The 14,077-nt window shown below is 69.6% G+C and carries 14 protein-coding genes and 1 tRNA gene; 14 read left to right on the top strand and 1 reads right to left on the bottom strand.

Annotation, left to right across the window (positions count from 1 at the left end; all coding sequences use genetic code 11):
• Nucleotides 1-104 precede the first annotated feature (104 nt).
• The 8 genes from FVP77_RS09165 to FVP77_RS09130 all read left to right on the top strand — a co-directional run bounded on the left by FVP77_RS09165 (nucleotide 105) and on the right by FVP77_RS09130 (nucleotide 7,837).
• A complete protein-coding gene (locus FVP77_RS09165; protein WP_147894186.1) occupies nucleotides 105-1,172 on the top strand; it encodes an aldo/keto reductase in 1,068 nt (355 codons plus the stop codon).
• Nucleotides 1,169-2,098: a 4-(cytidine 5'-diphospho)-2-C-methyl-D-erythritol kinase gene (locus tag FVP77_RS09160; RefSeq protein ID WP_147894515.1), complete on the top strand. Its 930-nt coding sequence runs from the start codon at nucleotides 1,169-1,171 to the stop codon at nucleotides 2,096-2,098. Before FVP77_RS09165 ends, FVP77_RS09160 begins: the two co-directional genes overlap by 4 nt.
• 129 nt (nucleotides 2,099-2,227) lie before the next feature.
• Entirely contained in the window at nucleotides 2,228-2,530 is a 303-nt protein-coding gene (locus tag FVP77_RS09155; RefSeq protein WP_147894185.1) for a DUF427 domain-containing protein, read from the top strand.
• Between the two features lie 10 nt (nucleotides 2,531-2,540).
• On the top strand, nucleotides 2,541-3,365 hold the full coding sequence (locus tag FVP77_RS09150; RefSeq protein WP_147894184.1) for an ABC transporter ATP-binding protein: 825 nt from the start codon (nucleotides 2,541-2,543) through the stop codon (nucleotides 3,363-3,365).
• A complete protein-coding gene (locus tag FVP77_RS09145; protein ID WP_147894183.1) occupies nucleotides 3,362-4,045 on the top strand; it encodes an ABC transporter permease in 684 nt (227 codons plus the stop codon). Before FVP77_RS09150 ends, FVP77_RS09145 begins: the two co-directional genes overlap by 4 nt.
• Nucleotides 4,042-4,803, top strand: coding sequence for an ABC transporter permease (locus FVP77_RS09140; RefSeq protein WP_147894182.1), 762 nt, complete (start codon nucleotides 4,042-4,044; stop codon nucleotides 4,801-4,803). The genes FVP77_RS09145 and FVP77_RS09140 overlap by 4 nt, the downstream gene beginning before the upstream one ends.
• 44 nt (nucleotides 4,804-4,847) lie before the next feature.
• Nucleotides 4,848-5,765 carry an ABC transporter substrate-binding protein gene (locus FVP77_RS09135; RefSeq protein ID WP_147894181.1) on the top strand — a complete coding sequence of 306 codons (918 nt, stop codon included), beginning with the start codon at nucleotides 4,848-4,850 and terminating at the stop codon, nucleotides 5,763-5,765.
• A gap of 260 nt (nucleotides 5,766-6,025) precedes the next feature.
• Nucleotides 6,026-7,837 carry an ABC-F family ATP-binding cassette domain-containing protein gene (locus tag FVP77_RS09130; protein ID WP_147894180.1) on the top strand — a complete coding sequence of 604 codons (1,812 nt, stop codon included), beginning with the start codon at nucleotides 6,026-6,028 and terminating at the stop codon, nucleotides 7,835-7,837.
• Between the two features lie 9 nt (nucleotides 7,838-7,846).
• On the opposite strand, the gene FVP77_RS09125 is transcribed toward FVP77_RS09130, so the two are convergent.
• Nucleotides 7,847-8,344 carry a MarR family winged helix-turn-helix transcriptional regulator gene (locus FVP77_RS09125; RefSeq protein WP_116646127.1) on the bottom strand — a complete coding sequence of 166 codons (498 nt, stop codon included), beginning with the start codon at nucleotides 8,342-8,344 and terminating at the stop codon, nucleotides 7,847-7,849.
• Nucleotides 8,345-8,411: 67 nt separating this feature from the next.
• On the opposite strand from FVP77_RS09125, the gene FVP77_RS09120 reads away from it, so the two are divergent.
• From FVP77_RS09120 to FVP77_RS09095, 6 genes are all read left to right on the top strand, one after another.
• Nucleotides 8,412-8,483, top strand: a tRNA-Gln gene (locus FVP77_RS09120).
• Between the two features lies 1 nt (nucleotide 8,484).
• On the top strand, nucleotides 8,485-9,933 hold the full coding sequence (glmU, locus tag FVP77_RS09115) for a bifunctional UDP-N-acetylglucosamine diphosphorylase/glucosamine-1-phosphate N-acetyltransferase GlmU (protein ID WP_147894179.1): 1,449 nt from the start codon (nucleotides 8,485-8,487) through the stop codon (nucleotides 9,931-9,933).
• Entirely contained in the window at nucleotides 9,923-10,957 is a 1,035-nt protein-coding gene (locus FVP77_RS09110) for a ribose-phosphate diphosphokinase (protein ID WP_147894178.1), read from the top strand. The genes glmU and FVP77_RS09110 overlap by 11 nt, the downstream gene beginning before the upstream one ends.
• Before the next feature lie 118 nt (nucleotides 10,958-11,075).
• Nucleotides 11,076-11,573 carry a hypothetical protein gene (locus FVP77_RS09105; RefSeq protein ID WP_147894177.1) on the top strand — a complete coding sequence of 166 codons (498 nt, stop codon included), beginning with the start codon at nucleotides 11,076-11,078 and terminating at the stop codon, nucleotides 11,571-11,573.
• A gap of 8 nt (nucleotides 11,574-11,581) precedes the next feature.
• Complete coding sequence (locus FVP77_RS09100; protein ID WP_147894176.1) at nucleotides 11,582-12,460, top strand: FAD:protein FMN transferase; 879 nt, start codon at nucleotides 11,582-11,584, stop codon at nucleotides 12,458-12,460.
• Nucleotides 12,457-14,025 (top strand): FAD-dependent oxidoreductase, encoded by a 1,569-nt coding sequence (locus FVP77_RS09095; RefSeq protein ID WP_246134032.1) that lies wholly within the window; start codon nucleotides 12,457-12,459, stop codon nucleotides 14,023-14,025. Before FVP77_RS09100 ends, FVP77_RS09095 begins: the two co-directional genes overlap by 4 nt.
• Nucleotides 14,026-14,077: the final 52 nt, after the last annotated feature.

The following is a 14,077-nucleotide window of genomic DNA, read 5'->3' as shown; positions in this document are numbered from 1 at the left end:
GCGCTTCGCGAGCGCGAAGGTGTACTAAAGGTAAACACACCGTGTTGCGCCCGCATTTCATAGGGGCTTCCTTTGCGGGCGGGGTCGCGCGCTAGGGTCGAAGAGTGAGTGATTCCGACCGTTTCGGCGCCGAAGTTCGAGACCTGCACCGCCCGTACGCCGCCCGGGCCGAACGGTACTCGGGAGTCGAGTACCGCCAGGTCGGAACCAGCGGCCTGTACCTGCCCCCCATCTCCCTCGGGCTGTGGTGGAACTTCGGCGACAACATCCCGTTCGACCAGCAGCGCGCGCTTCTGCGTCACGCGTTCGACCGGGGCATCACGCACTTCGACCTCGCCAACAACTACGGACCGCCATACGGCTCGGCAGAGACGAACTTCGGCCGCATGATGCGCGAAGACCTCGCGCCCTACCGTGACGAGCTGATCATCTCGTCCAAGGCGGGGTACGACATGTGGCCCGGGCCGTACGGGAACTACGGCTCGCGCAAGTACCTGATCGCCAGCGCCGACGCCTCGCTGAAGCGTATGGGGCTCGACTACGTCGACGTGTTCTACTCTCACCGGGTCGACCCGGTCACCCCGATCGAGGAGACCATCGGGGCGCTCGACACCCTCGTACGCGACGGGAAGGCCCTGTACGTCGGCATCTCGTCCTACAGCGCCGAGCGTACGGCCGTGGCCGCCGCCGTCGCACGTTCGATGGGTACGCCCCTCGTGATCCACCAGCCGTCGTACTCCATCGTGAACCGGTGGGTGGAGGACGGCCTGACCGGCGTCCTGCGTCAGGAGCAGATGGGCGCCATCGCGTTCACCCCGCTCGCGCAGGGACTGCTGACCGACAAGTACCTCGGCGACGGGCGGGCGAACCGCGCCCAGAAGCGGTCGTCGCTGCCGGAGGCGGCGCTTCCGCATCGCACGGTCTCGGCCCTTCGGAGCCTGAACCTCATCGCGAAGGAGCGCGGGCAGACGCTCGCCCAGATGGCGATCCAGTGGGTGCTGCGCGACCCGGTGGTCGCCTCGGCCCTCATCGGCGCCTCACGCGTCGAGCAGCTCGACGACAACATCGCCGCTCTCCACGGTCCGGCGTTCGACTCCGAGGAGCTCGAGCGCATCGACGCCATCTCCGACGTCGTCGGCGCCGATCCGTGGGCGGATTCGGCGAAGCAGTGACACTCGCGTCGTCGTCCGAGCGCGTGCACGTGCGCGCGCCGGGAAAGATCAACGTCTTCCTCGAGGTCGGCGACGTGCAGGACGATGGGTACCACGACGTGGCCACGGCCTACCAGGCCGTCTCGCTGTACGAAGACCTCTGGGCCAGCGATGCCGACGAGATCACGGCCCACGTCTCGGGGAGCGTCGCGATCGGCGACGTGCCGGTCGACGACCGCAATCTCGCGGTCCGGGCCGCGAGACTTCTCGCCGGGGCCACCGGGGTCGATCGTGGTGTGCACCTCGAGATCCGCAAGTCGGTCCCGGTCGCCGGCGGCATGGGAGGCGGATCGGCGGATGCTGCGGCCGCCCTCGTCGCGTGCGACGCGCTCTGGGGCACCGGGCTGTCCACCGCCGAGCTCGCCCGGCTCGCCGCGCGGCTCGGGGCGGACGTGCCGTTCGCCCTCCTCGGAGGCACCGCCGTCGGGACGGGCCGCGGGGACGAGCTGAGCCCCGCACTCGCGCGCGGACGGTTCGACTGGGTTCTGGTCGTCAGCGACGAGGGGATGTCGACCCCCGTCGTCTACGGCGAGCTGGACGCCCACCGCGCGCGGCACCTCGTCGACATCGGTCCCGCGCCCAGGCAGCCGCGCGTCGACCCCGACGTGCTGCACGCGCTGCGACAGGGAGACCCGGGGATGCTCGCCGCCGCGCTCCGCAACGATCTGCAGGCTCCGGCGCTGCTCCTCCGTCCCGATCTCGGCGCGGCCCTGGAGACGGGGGAGAAGGCCGGGGCGCTGGCCGGCATCGTGTCGGGTTCGGGCCCGACCCTGGCGTTCCTCGCGGCCGACGACGCAGCCGCGCTCGATCTGCAGATCACCCTCAGTGCCGCAGGCTTCTCCGCGCTCCACGTGCACGGCCCCGTCTCCGGCGCGCGTGTCGTCTGACGCGAACGCATAACACGTCGGCGTCATACGCGGCAATCTCGGTCCCGACCGACCCCGGCGTCGGTAGCCTCGGGTACCGTGGCGGAATCGCGCGGGCATCCACGCCCCGCGGAGCCCCGAGGAGGACTCATGAAGGCTGTGCTCGACGGTGTCGTGATCGCTGAGGCGGATCGCGAAGACCTGATCTCGATCGAAGGCAACTGGTACTTCCCGCCCTCCAGCATCCGCGAGGGCGCGCTGACGAAGACTCCCACCCCCTACACGTGCCCCTGGAAGGGCGCGGCGCAGTACTGGAGCATCGCGCTCGAGGGCGCCGAGCTCACCGACGGGGCGTGGTCGTACCCCGACCTGCTGCCCGGGGCGGTGGAGAAGGCCGGCGGAGACTTCGCGGGTTTCGTGGCTTTCGACCGGAAGGTATCGGTCCAGGACTGAGGCGGTCGACATGATCGAGTTCACGAACGTCTCGAAGGTATTCCCCGATGGCACGCGTGCCGTGGGGGAGTTCGACCTCGTGCTGCCGTCCCGTCAGACCACCGTCTTCGTCGGGTCATCGGGATGCGGCAAGACCACCCTGCTGCGCATGATCAACCGCATGGTCGAGCCGACCGGGGGCACGATCTCGATCGACGGCGACGACATCGCCCGGCGCTCGCCGGTCGAGTTGCGCCGGAGCATCGGGTACGTCATGCAGAATTCGGGTCTGCTGCCGCACTTCACCGTCGCCGACAACATCGCCACGGTGCCCGTGCTGCAGGGGAAGAGTCGTCGCGCGGCCCGTACCCGAGCGCTCGAGCTGATGGAGACGGTGGGTCTCGAGCCCGGCATGGCCGACCGCTACCCGAGTCAGCTCTCCGGCGGTCAGCAGCAGCGCGTCGGAGTGGCTCGCGGTCTCGCGGCCGATCCCAACATCCTGCTCATGGACGAGCCGTTCGGGGCCGTCGATCCGATCGTGCGGGCCGAGCTCCAGGAGGAGCTGCTCCGTCTGCAGCGCGACATCGGCAAGACGATCGTCTTCGTGACGCACGACATCGACGAGGCGTTCCTGCTGGGCGACCAGGTCGTCATCCTCGAGAAGGGTGCCAAGGTCGCCCAGCTCGGAACCCCCACCGAGATCATCCAGAACCCGGCCAACGACTTCGTCGCCAGCTTCGTCGGAACAAAGCGCGGCAAGCGGGCCCTCCACATCGAGAAGACGGCGAACGGTTCGTTCCTCGTCGACGGCGAAGGACGCACGCAGGGAGCGCTCGTGGACGGACCCACCGGGTGAGCTGGGTTCTCGACAACCTCGGTCTCATCGGCGGTCTCACGCTCGACCATCTGCGTCAGAGCGTCATCCCGCTGGTGATCGGGTTCATCATCTCCGTGCCGCTCGGGTGGGTGGCATGGCGCTACCGTCTCGTGCGCAGCGGTGTCATCACGATCACGGGTCTGCTCTACACGATCCCGTCGCTCGCGCTCCTGATCCTGCTGCCGTCCGTGCTCGGCTACAGCATCGTCAGCGAGACCAACCTCATCGTCGCGCTGGCGATCTACGCGGTCGCGATCCTGGTGCGCTCCGTCGCCGACGGCCTCGACTCCGTCGACCCCGGCGTGCGTCAGGCGTCGACCGCCATCGGCTACGGCACGTTCCGCCGGTTCTGGGCCGTCGACTTCCCGCTGGCAGGGCCGGTGATCCTTGCCGGTCTGCGCGTCGCCGCCGCGAGCACCATCTCGCTCGCGACGGTGGGCATCCTCGTCGGCGTCATCAACCTCGGCTATCTCTTCACGAACGGTCTGCAGCGCCGGATCATCCCGGAGGTGCTGGCCGGCGTCGTCGTGGTCGTGCTGCTCGCGCTGCTCGTCGACTTCGTCCTCGTCGTGGCCGGTCGACTGCTCATGCCGTGGACGCGGGCGACGGCGGTCCGCCGCGTGCGACGCGCTCCGATCGGGGCGGAGGCGACGGCGTGAACCTCTTCATCGACGCCTTCGCGTGGATCTTCTCGCCCGACCGTCTGTCGGGCGACCTCCCGCTGCAGCTCGCCCTCTTCCAGCAGCTGGCCTACACCTTCGTCTCGGTCGTCATCGCCGCGCTCATCGCGGTGCCCGTCGGCTGGGCCATCGGTCACACCGGCCGCGGTCGCGAGGTCGCGGTCGCGATCTCGGGTGCGGCACGAGCCATTCCCTCGTTCGGCCTGCTGATCCTCCTCGTGCTGCTCCTCGGCGTGCTGCGCAAGCCCGAGGCTGCGGTGATCACGTTCGTCATCCTGGCCATCCCGTCGATCCTCGCGGGCGCCTACACGGGTCTCGAGGCCATCGATCGCCGGGTGATCGACGCCGGGCGTGCGATGGGGATGACCGAGTGGCAGATCCTCTGGCGCATCGAAGTGCCGCTCGGACTGCCCCTCCTGGTCGGGGGCCTCCGCGCCGGAACGCTGCAGGTGGTCGCCACCGTGGCGATCGCCGCCTACATCGGTCTGGGCGGACTCGGGCAGTACATCATCAGCGGTCTGCAGTTGCGTCAGCTCGACGTGATCATCGGCGGCGCCATCCTCGTCGCCGTACTCGCGCTGGTGCTCGATGCGCTCTTCGCCATCGTGCAGCACCTCGTCGTCCCGCGCGGCATCCGCGCCGGCGCGGTCGCGGCCGGCTCGGAGGGCCGGAAGAAGACCTCGCGCACCGCGACCGGACGTCCGGTGAGCGTCACGACGGCCGACGCCGCCCGTTAGACGCCCCGGGAACACGAAACCCCACCAAGGAAAAGAGAAATCACATGTTCACAGCACGAACTCGAAAGGGCCTCGTCGGCACAGCCGTCGGCGCGGCGGCGCTCCTCGCCCTGGCCGGCTGCTCGTCCAGCAGCCCGCTTGATTCCGGCGCGTCCGCGGGCGACGGCGGATCCGACGGTCCCATCGTCGTCGGCTCGCAGGCCTACCCCTCGAACGAGATCATCGCCGAGATCTACGCCCAGGCACTCGAGGCCGCCGGCTTCGAGGTCACGACCCAGTTCAGCATCGGCCAGCGCGACGCGTACATCCCGCTGCTCGAAGACGGCTCGGTCAACCTGTTCCCCGAGTACTCCGGCAACCTGCTGCAGTACTTCGACGACGCCACGACCGCGCGCACGTCCGACGAGGTCTACGCAGCGCTCCCCGACGCGCTGCCCGAGGGCCTGAAGGTGCTCGACCAGTCGGCGGCGACCGACCAGGACTCCTACACGGTCACGGCTGCTTTCGCCGAGGAGTACGACCTCACCACGATCGCCGATCTGGCGAACGTGACGGTTCCTCTGACGCTCGGCGGCAACGCCGAGCTGGCCGAGCGTCCCTACGGTCCCACCGGCCTGAAGGACACCTACGGCGTCGACGTCTCGTTCACGCCGACCGGTGACACCACGGTCGAGGATCTCCTCGCCGGCACCGTCAACATCGCGAACGTCTACACGGCCGACCCGCGCATCGAGACCGACGACCTCGTCGTGCTGGAAGACCCCGAGGGTCTCTTCCTCGCGTCGAACATCGTCCCCGTCGTGAGCGCCGACTTCCCCGCCGACGCGGCCGACGTCATCAACAAGATCAGCGCGGCGCTGACCCCCGAGGGTCTCGTCACGCTGAACGTGCAGAACACCGTCGACCAGCGTTCGGCGAGCGACATCGCGGCCGACTGGCTGCAGGAGAACGGCCTGGCCTGACCAGCATCCGTCTCCCGAGGGCCGTCCGGCATCAGCCGGGCGGCCCTCGTCGCGTTCGCTGTCTGCCCCGCAGCATCCGATCCACACGTTCGCGCTGGAATCCTCACTCCCATGCCGCCGCAAGATGTTGATTCGGGCAAAGGTGGGTGGAACGGGCGGAGCGGTGTCGCGGTCCGTGACCCCGCGCAGCCCGCACCGTTACCACGCCGCCACCCGCGCACACCGTCTGCACACCCGCGACCCCGTAGCCTGGAGGCAATATGGCGCATCTTCTCGGGGCCGAGTCCCTGCATCTCGAATACCCGACCAAAGTCGTCTTCGACTCCGTGACCCTGGGGGTGTCGGAGGGCGACCGCATCGGCATCGTCGGCCGCAACGGCGACGGCAAGTCCAGCCTTCTGGGAATGCTGGCGGGCCTGCGTCAGCCCGACTCCGGACGCGTCACGGTCCGCAGCGGCGTCACGGTGGGCGTGCTGCACCAGGCCGATGAGCTCGACGATGACGACACCGTCTCGAACGCGGTCGTCGACGGACGCGCAGAGCACGAGTGGGCGGGCGACGCGCGCACGCGCGACGTGATCGCCGGCCTCCTCTCCGACGTCCCCTGGGAGGCGAGCATCGGAACGCTCTCGGGCGGTCAGCGCCGCCGAGTCGCGCTCGCGCGGCTGCTCTCGGGCGACTGGGACATCCTCTTCCTCGACGAGCCGACGAACCACCTCGACGTCGAGGCGATCACCTGGCTCGCCGCACACGTGAAGCGCCGGTGGGCGGCGAATTCGGGAGCCCTTCTGGTCGTGACGCACGACCGGTGGTTCCTCGACGAGGTGAGCACCGTGACGTGGGAGGTGCACGACCGCATCGTCGATGCCTTCGAGGGCGGATACGCGGCCTACATCCTGCAGCGCGTGGAACGCGATCGGCAGTCGGCGACGATCGAGGCGCGTCGTCAGAACCTCGCCAAGAAAGAACTCGCGTGGCTGCGCCGCGGCGCGCCCGCGCGCTCGACCAAGCCCAAGTTCCGCATCGACGCGGCGAACGAACTCATCGCGGATGTGCCCGAGATCCGTGATCGCATCGCGCTGCAGTCGCTGGCGACGTCACGACTGGGCAAAGACGTCGTCGACCTGATCGACGTGGCCGTGAGCTACCCCGCGACGGGCTCAGGGCAGGCGCGCCAGGTCTTCGACGACGTCACGTGGCTGATCGCCCCGGGGGAGCGCACCGGCATCCTGGGCGTCAACGGCGCCGGCAAGTCGACTCTCCTCGGCCTCGTGGACGGATCGATCCAGCCCACCGAAGGCCGCGTCAAGCGCGGCAAGACCGTGCATGTCGCGACGCTGACGCAGCGCCTCGACGAGCTCGAGCAGCACCTCAACGACCCCGTGCGCGTGGTGATCTCCCGGCTGCGCACGTCGTACACGTTCGGCACCGGCTCGAAAGCGCAGGAGCTCTCACCCGGACAGCTGCTCGAGCAGCTCGGTTTCTCCAGCGCGCAGCTCTCCACCCCGGTGAAGGACCTCTCGGGCGGGCAGAAGCGGCGCCTGCAGCTGCTGCTGATCCTGCTCGATCAGCCGAACGTGCTGATCCTCGACGAGCCCACGAACGACCTCGACACCGACATGCTCGCGGCGATGGAGGATCTCCTCGACTCGTGGCCGGGCACCCTGCTGGTGGTCTCGCACGATCGGTACTTCCTCGAGCGGGTCACCGACCAGCAGTACGCGATCCTCGGCGGCAAGCTCCGGCACCTCCCGGGTGGCGTCGACGAGTACCTGCGGCTGCGCGCGAAGGGAGAGGGCGCGGCTCCGACGTCAGGCGGTGGCAACACCGCGACCTCGACGTCCGCCCTGTCCGGAGGAGACCTCCGCGCGGCGCAGAAAGAGGTCTCCGCGATCGAGCGGAAGATCGTCAAGCTCGACGGCCAGGTGAGCTCGGCCCGCACCGCGCTCGTCGAGTGGGATCCGTCCGATTACGAGGGTCTCGGCGCGGAGATGAAGAGAATCACCGCGCTCGAGGCCGAACGTGACGAGCTCGAGGGGCGCTGGATGGAACTGAGCGAGGCGCTCGGCTGAGGCCCGACGTCAGGAGTCGAAGCCGAGGCTGAGCTTTCGCAGCAGTCCCGCGAGCCGGTCTCGGTCGCCACGGGAGAGCGCGCCGAGCAGCACCGCCTCGGCGTCGACGAGGCGGGTGATCGCCGCGTCCACGCGCGTACGCCCGTCGGCGGTGAGGGTGACGAGGATGCTGCGTCCGTCGCCGGGATCCGACTCCCGCCGCACGAGCCGCCGCCCCACCAGGCGGTCGATGCGGTTCGTCATGGTGCCGCTGGAGACGAGCGTCTGCTGCAGCAGCTGCTTGGGGCTCAGCTGGAACGGTTCGCCGGCCCGGCGCAGCGCCGACAGCACGTCCCACTCCCACGACTCGAGGTCGCTGCGGCGGAACGCCTCTTTGCGGGCGCGGTCGAGGTGGCGCGAGAGCCGGTCCACCCGGGAGAGGACCTCGAGTGGCGAGAAGTCGAGGTCGGGGCGCTGACGCACCCAGGCGTCGACGATGCGGTCCACCTCGTCGCTGTGCTGGGTCATCGCACCATTATGGTCGGCGTCCGCATGGCAGACTTGTCCGGCGTCGATCCCACCGGGGCGGGCGCGGTCCGCCGTGGTGTAATGGCAGCACGACAGCCTTTGGAGCTGTTAGGTCTAGGTTCGAATCCTGGCGGCGGAGCATGAACGAAACGAGCGAACTCGCCATCGTGATCCTGGCCGCGGGCCAAGGAACGCGTATGCGATCCACCCTGCCGAAGGTGCTGCACGCGGTGGGCGGTCGTCCGCTCGTCGGGCACGTGCTCGACACCGCCGGGGCGTTGAACCCCACGCGCGTCATCGTCGTAGTGCGCCACGAGCGCGATCTCGTCGCCGACACGGTGCTCGGTCTCGCTCCCGGGGTCGTCATCGTCGACCAGGACGAGATCCCCGGGACCGGGCGCGCGGTGCAGGTCGCCCTGGCCGAACTCGGCGACTTCGACGGCGATGTGCTCGTCCTCAGCGCCGACGTGCCGCTGCTGGAGTCGTCGACGCTCTCCGACCTCCTCGACACCCACCGCGCACAGCATGCGGCGGCGACCCTGCTGAGCGCACGGCTGGACGATCCCACCGGTTACGGCCGCATCATCCGCGGAGCCGGCGGCGGCGTCGAGCGCATCGTGGAGCAGAAGGATGCGACGGCCGACGAAGCATCCGTCACCGAGATCAACGTCGGGGTCTACGTCTTCCAGGCGCCGTCGCTGCGCACCCACCTCGAGCTGGTCGGCACCGCGAACGCCCAGGGGGAGCGGTACCTGACCGACGTCGTGCGGTTGCTCCGCGACTCCCGCCACACGGTGGCCGCCGCCGACGCCCCCGACGCCTCGACCGCGCTCGGGGTGAACGACCGCGTGCAGCTCTCGGAGGCGGCGCGCATCCTGAACGCGCGCACGGTGCGGCACTGGCAGCTCGAAGGCGTCACGATCCTCGACCCCGCGACGACCTGGATCGATGTCACCGCCACGCTCGCGCCCGACGTCACCGTGCTGCCGAACACCCACATCCTCCGTTCCACCGCCGTGGGTCGGGGCGCGCTGATCGGTCCCGACACGAGCCTCGTGGACTGCGAGGTGGGGGAGGATGCGACGGTCACCCGCACCGACGCCACGCTCGCCGTGATCGGCGCGAAGGCGACCGTGGGGCCGTTCGCCTACCTCCGCCCCAACACGGTGCTCGGGGCCAAGGGCAAGATCGGCACGTTCGTCGAGACGAAGAACTCCACGATCGGCGAGGGCAGCAAGGTGCCGCACCTGTCGTACATCGGCGACACCACCATCGGCGAGCGGGTCAACCTCGGAGCCGGGGCGATCACCGCGAACTACGACGACGTCACCAAGCACCGCACCGAGATCGGCGACGAGGTGCACACCGGCTCGCACAACGTCTTCGTCGCGCCCGTTAGGATCGGAGACGGCGCGAAGACCGGCGCGGGAGCCGTCGTCCGCAAGGACGTTCCTCCCGGCGCCCTGGCACTCAGCGTGGCCCCCCAGCGCAACATCGAGGGGTGGGTCGACAAGAACCGATCGGGCACCGGAGCGGCAGCCGCCGCGGCACGCGCCCGGTCTGCACAGGAAGCCGGCGATGGCTCGTAAGAAGAAGACCGTAGACCTCGACCGCGAGAACGACATCGCCCCGGGCCTGGTCGCCAAGACCAAGAAGCGGCTCGTGGTCGCGACGGGTCGTTCGCACCCCGATCTCGCGCACCAGGTCGCCCACCATCTCGGCACCGAGCTCGCGCCGACCGAGCACCGCACGTTCGCCTCGGGTGAGATCTACACCCGTTTCGAGGTCTCGATCCGCGGGTGCGACGTGTTCGTGATCCAGTCGTTCGGCCCCCCGGTCAACGAGTGGCTGATGGAGCTGCTGATCATGCTCGACGCGCTCAAGCGCGCGTCGGCCAAGCGCATCACGGTCGTCGCCCCGTACTTCCCGTACTCGCGTCAGGACAAGAAGGGCCGCGGCCGCGAGCCGATCAGTGCCCGCCTCGTCGCCGACCTGCTGAAGACGGCCGGCGCCGACCGAGTGATGAGCGTCGACCTCCACGCCGCCCAGATCCAAGGGTTCTTCGACGGCCCGGTCGACCACCTCTTCGCCAAGCCCGTGCTCCTGGAGCACTTCCAGGCGAACCTGAGCCCCGAAGACCGCGAGACGCTGACCGTCGTGTCTCCCGACATGGGCCGCGTGCGCGTCGCCGACACCTGGTCGGACAGCCTCAACGCTCCGCTCGCGATCATCCACAAGCGCCGCGACCCGAAGGTCGCCAACCAGGTCACCGTGCGCGAGATCGTCGGCGAGGTCGACGGCCGCACCTGCCTCCTCGTCGACGACATGATCGACACCGGCGGCACGATCGCGAAGGCGGCGCAGGCGCTCAAGGATGCCGGTGCCCGCAAGGTCATCGTGGCGGCGACCCACGCGATCTTCAGCGACCCGGCTCGGGAGCGGCTGCAGCATCCGGCCATCGACCAGGTCGTCGTCACCGACACCGTGCCGATCCCCGAGGAGAAGCGGTTCCCCTCGCTCATCGTGCTGCCCATCGCCCCTCTGCTGGCGCGCGCCGTGCGCGAGGTGTTCGAAGACGGCTCGGTCACCAGCATGTTCGGCGGCGAGGCGTAGCCCTTCCATAGTGCGCACACAGGGTGAACCGCCACGCTGATGGTCTCGTGTCACCTGAGTGGCGATCCTGCTCGACAGAGCAGCAGGATCGCGAGGCACTGCAGAAGGAGGACCCCCCATGATCCGCACCACCGCCGTACCCCGCCCCGTCCGCGCCGGAGCCGCCCTCGTCGGCGTACTCGGCATGGTCGCCCTCGCCGGCTGCGCCGGCACCACGACGCCCGCCGCTGACGCCGGAGAGACGACGCCCGCGACGACGGCCCCGTCGTCCTCGGCGACGACCGACAGCGGCACCGACACCGGTTCGGTCGTAGGGAGCGCTTACACCGACGGGACCTACACGGCCGAGGGCTCGTACTCGACCCCGGAGTCCGTCGAGACCATCGAGGTGACGATCACGCTCGAGAGCGACGTCGTCACCGCCGTCGAGGTGACCGGCGACCCGCAGGCCGCCGAGTCGCAGCGGTACCAGTCCCAGTTCATCGGCGGCATCTCGGACGAGGTCGTGGGTCAGCTGGTCGACGACGTCTCGGTCAGTCGTGTCGCAGGCTCGTCGCTGACCAGCGGCGGATTCAACAAGGCCCTGCAGACGATCAAGTCGGAAGCCGCCGCCTGACCGGCGCCATGAGCACCACGACTCCCACCCGAGCGGTGTGGTCGTTCGAGGCGATCGGCACGGTCTGGTCGATCGAGACCGACGCGCCCCTCGGCCACGGTATCCGCCGTGACGTCGAGACCGTGATCGACGCGTTCGACCGCGACTGGTCGCGCTTCCGCGACGACTCGGTCGTCGCTCGGCTGGCCGGCGGGGGAGGCTCGGCTCCCGTTCCTCCCGATGCCGCCGCGATGCTCGATGTCTACGCCGAGCTCGACACGGCCACGCGAGGAGCGGTGAACCCGCTCCTGGGCGACTCGCTCGCCCGCCTGGGCTACGACGCGCGCTACTCGCTCGTCGCGCAGGGCGATCCGATCGCGGCACCCGAGAAGTGGCGCGACATCGTGCGGTGGGATGCACGCACCCTCGCCGTGACCGCACCCGCGACGATCGACGTCGGTGCGCTGGGCAAAGGGCGGCTCGTCGACCTCGTGACCGGTGTCGTCTCGCGCGGCGTCGACGGCGGTTTCGTCGTCGACGGCGGCGGCGATCTCGCCGTACGCGGGACCCCGCAGCGGATCGGGCTGGAGCATCCGTACGATCCGCGCCGTGTCATCGGCGTGGTGACGGTGGCGGATGCGGCGCTCTGCGCCTCGGCCGTCACCCGCCGCGCCTGGGGCGAGGGGCTGCACCACGTGCTCGACGCGCGGACGGGTGCCCCCGTGCGGACCTATGCGGCGACGTGGGCGATAGCCCCCGACGCCATGCACGCCGACGCGCTGGCGACGGCGTTGTTCTTCGACGGCGGGCCCGAGCTCGCCGCTTCCTGGGGAGCCCACTGGGTTCGAATGCGCACGGACGGCCGCGTGGAGTGGTCGCCGGGCAGTGAGGCAGAGTTGTTCACGTGATCGCCACCTTCGTCGCGGGTTCCTCCCGCGTGCTCGCCGTCCTCGGACGCGTCTCGATGTACCGACTCGTGATGATGTCGCTCGCCGTGCTGGCAGCGCTGTCGTTCGTGCTGTCGTTCTTCGACCTCGTCGGCCCCGGGCCGTTCGAGATCCTCGTCACGGCGGTCGTGCTCGCCCTCGCGTGCGCGGGCACCGACCTCGCCGCCCAGAGCGTGCTGCGCCTTCCGCGGCGATTCGAATCGTCGTTCATCACCGCGGCGATCCTGCTGTTCGTCCTGCGCCCGACGCTCGAACCGATCGCGATCCTGGGCATCGTGCTCGCCGCGGTCGCCGCATCCCTCTCGAAGTACGTGCTCGTCTGGCGAGGTCGTCACATCTTCAATCCCGCGGCCGTCGGCGCCACGGTGCTGACGTTCGTCAGCGTGTTCGCCCCCGACCTGGGCGCATCGTCATGGTGGGTGGGCACCCCCGTGCTCGCCGCGCCCGTCGTCGTCCTGGGGATCGCGATCCTCTGGCGGACTGAGAAGCTGCGCATGGTGGTCGGATTCTGGATCGTGGCGACGGCGGTCGCCTTCCTGCGCACGTCGTCGCAGTACCAGGCGATCGGCGAGACGATCGACCCGGGTGTGCTGCTGACGCAGGTCGCCTTCTCGTCGCCGTTCCTCTTCCTCGGCGCGTTCATGCTGTCGGAGCCGCTGACCATGCCGCCGCGCCGGTGGCAGCAGTACACCGTCGCGGTCGTGGTCGGCGTGTTCGCCGGGTGGCCCATCCCGCTCGACCTCGGTATCGGCACCGTCACGTTGGGCCAGGAGCGCGCGCTCCTCATCGGCAACCTGCTGGCGTTCTTCTTCGCACTCCGCGCGGCGGTGCGTCTGACGCTCGAGCGCCGCCGCGAGCTGACGCCCACGGTTCGCGAGCTCACGTTCCAGGCGAAGCGCCCGTTCGCTTTCCGCCCCGGCCAGTATCTCGAGCTCGACGTCCCCCACACGCATCCCGATGCGCGTGGAACGCGGCGCGAGTTCTCGATCGCCTCGGCTCCCGAGGATCTGCCGATGGTGAGGATCGCGTTCAAGGAGGGATCGAAGAGCAGCTTCAAGCGTGCCCTCGCAGAGGTGGAGCCCGGCTCGCCGCTGGCCGTCACGGGCGTGTGGGGCGACTTCCTGCTTCCCGTCAAGTCCTCCTCGCCGGTGCTGCTGGTCGCCGCGGGAATCGGCGTGACGCCCTTCGTGTCGCAGCTGCGGCACCTCGTCGCCACCGATCAGGACCGCGACATCCTGCTCGTGTACGTCGCGTCGTCGGCCGATGAACTGGCGTTCCGCGACGACATCGTCGCCGCGGGCATCCCCGTGGTGGTCTTCACGCGCGACGAGCCGACCGATCTGCCCCCGCGCTGGACGTGGGCCGGCCGCAGCACGCGCCTCGACGCCGACGGTCTCATCCGCGCCGTTCCCGACATCGAGGGCCGTCACGCGTACATCTCGGGTCCGCCCGCGCTGATCGCCGACCTCGCGCCGGCGTTGGGCCGCGCTCGGTCGCTGACCACCGACGCCTTCGCGGGCTACTGACCCCGCAGCATCCGCCCCCACGGCGCCGCGTTCGTGCGCGAGCACACGGGTT

The organism is Microbacterium hatanonis (genome assembly GCF_008017415.1).
Taxonomy (GTDB): Bacteria; Actinomycetota; Actinomycetes; order Actinomycetales; family Microbacteriaceae; genus Microbacterium; species Microbacterium hatanonis.
The sequence above is the reverse complement of the archived record's forward strand: the minus strand, read 5'-3'. Positions and strand labels throughout refer to the sequence as shown.

What these genes read in the sequence shown, in the direction of transcription:
- FVP77_RS09155 (WP_147894185.1), top strand. Translation starts at nt 2,228, where the DNA reads ATGAAGGCTGTGCTCGACGGTGTCGTGATCGCTGAGGCGGATCGCGAA.
- FVP77_RS09150 (WP_147894184.1), top strand. Translation starts at nt 2,541, where the DNA reads ATGATCGAGTTCACGAACGTCTCGAAGGTATTCCCCGATGGCACGCGT.
- FVP77_RS09135 (WP_147894181.1), top strand. Translation starts at nt 4,848, where the DNA reads ATGTTCACAGCACGAACTCGAAAGGGCCTCGTCGGCACAGCCGTCGGC.
- FVP77_RS09130 (WP_147894180.1), top strand. Translation starts at nt 6,026, where the DNA reads ATGGCGCATCTTCTCGGGGCCGAGTCCCTGCATCTCGAATACCCGACC.
- FVP77_RS09125 (WP_116646127.1), bottom strand. Translation starts at nt 8,344, where the DNA reads ATGACCCAGCACAGCGACGAGGTGGACCGCATCGTCGACGCCTGGGTG.
- glmU (WP_147894179.1), top strand. Translation starts at nt 8,485, where the DNA reads ATGAACGAAACGAGCGAACTCGCCATCGTGATCCTGGCCGCGGGCCAA.
- FVP77_RS09110 (WP_147894178.1), top strand. Translation starts at nt 9,923, where the DNA reads ATGGCTCGTAAGAAGAAGACCGTAGACCTCGACCGCGAGAACGACATC.
- FVP77_RS09105 (WP_147894177.1), top strand. Translation starts at nt 11,076, where the DNA reads ATGATCCGCACCACCGCCGTACCCCGCCCCGTCCGCGCCGGAGCCGCC.
- FVP77_RS09100 (WP_147894176.1), top strand. Translation starts at nt 11,582, where the DNA reads ATGAGCACCACGACTCCCACCCGAGCGGTGTGGTCGTTCGAGGCGATC.